We start from the raw sequence: 1,538 nt of genomic DNA on the forward strand, positions 1-1,538 counted from the left end.
GTTCATGCCAGCCTCTGTTCCTTGATGGCCAGTTCGCGGTCGCCTTGGCGGTAGCCGACGCTGCGGATGCCGAGTGCCTCTTTGAGCTGCCGGGCGGGGACGACCTGCGGGGTGGGGGCGGGGGCGCGGCCCGGTTTGGGCAGGGGGTAGGCGGTGGTGGTGGCGGAGTGGAAGGTGATGTTGCCATCTGTCTTGGTGAACAGCTGGTGGACGTGTCCGTTGAGACAGGTGACGGAGGAGAAGCGGCGCAGCAGGGCGATGACCTTGAGGGCGTCGTCGGTGCTCCAGCCCCACTTCGGGTACATGGCGAACAGCGGGATATGGCTGAAGACCACGATGGGGGTGTCCGACGACAGTCCGGCGATGTCCTTTCGAACGAAGTCGATCTGGTCGGCGCCGAGGTGGCCGAGCTTCTCCAGGCTCAGAGTGTTGACCAGGGCGATGAAGTGCACGCCGTGGGTGTCGAAGCTGTACCAGCCGTCGCCGAGCGTGCCCATGCCGAAGGTCCGCCGGTAGGCGCGGCCTGCATCGCCGATGGAATCGTGCTCGCCCGGCACGGTGAAGACGCGGTCTGCCTTCATTCCGGCCATCATCTGCTTGACCTGGTCGAACTGCCCGGCCGTGGACAGGTGGGTCAGATCGCCGCTGTGCATGACGAAATCAGGTCTGAATCCAAGCGAGTTGACCTGCTTGATCGCGTCGGCGAAGGAGCCGACCACATCCGTGTTCGCAGGGCCCTGGAACCCGATATGGCTGTCGGAGACCTGCACGAACTGCAGCGCGCCGTTTGCCGCTGCGGCGGCCCCGGCCGCGGCGCCCGCGTTGGTGTCCTGGGAACCGGCGATGTAGCTTATCACCTCTCCACTGGCCAGGGTCAGCACCACCGCGCCGCCGAACCACCCTGCGTGCCGCATGAGTTGACGTCGAGTCATACCGTGTTCGGTATCGGGCTGACCGGCGTCGTCGGCCATTGCTCCGTCGTGACTGTCGTGGTAGTCGGTCATCGGGTCACCTCCACGGTGGCGGTCATAAACGGATGGATGGTGCAGAGGTAGGCGTAGGTGCCGGGCTTGGTGAACGTGTAGCTGTAGGTGGCATGGGTGGCCAGGGCGGCCGAATGCAACGGGCCGCGCGATCCGGCGCTGGTGACGGTGTGGGCGTCGGTATCCTGATTGGTCCATGTCACCCTCGTGCCCACTTTGACCTTCAGCCTGGTCGGGGAGAATGCGAAGTTCTTGATCGTCACTGCGTTCGCGGTCACCGGCGCGGCCGTGCTTGAGGGGCTCATGGGCATGCTCATACCGGGCATCGGCGAGGCGCCGGGAGCGGAGGCTTTCCCCGGCCCCGTGGCGCCGGGCATCCCTGCCGTCCGGTGCTGACCCGGACCGGGTGTGTTGGCGACGGCTCCGCCGGCGGAGGAATGCGACGACGGGCCGCATGAGCTGAGGAGCCCCACCGCGCCGCCAGTGGCGATGATGGCGACAGTCAGCCCGGCCGCAGCGCGTGATCGCCGGACTGGCGTGCGAAAGTTCAGGTGC

At 66.6% G+C, this 1,538-nt stretch carries 2 protein-coding genes; both read right to left on the minus strand.

All coding sequences use genetic code 11. From position 1 onward, the window contains the following. Positions 1 to 2 precede the first annotated feature (2 nt). Positions 3 to 1,004 (minus strand): metallophosphoesterase family protein, encoded by a 1,002-nt coding sequence (locus ACWFR4_RS48870; RefSeq protein ID WP_453658453.1) that lies wholly within the window; start codon positions 1,002 to 1,004, stop codon positions 3 to 5. Next, the coding region (locus ACWFR4_RS48875; protein WP_453658455.1) for a cupredoxin domain-containing protein at positions 1,001 to 1,538 on the minus strand (538 nt) is incomplete at its 5' end. The genes ACWFR4_RS48870 and ACWFR4_RS48875, both read right to left, overlap by 4 nt.

The sequence above is a fragment of the Streptomyces sp. NPDC055140 genome, from assembly GCF_053607285.1.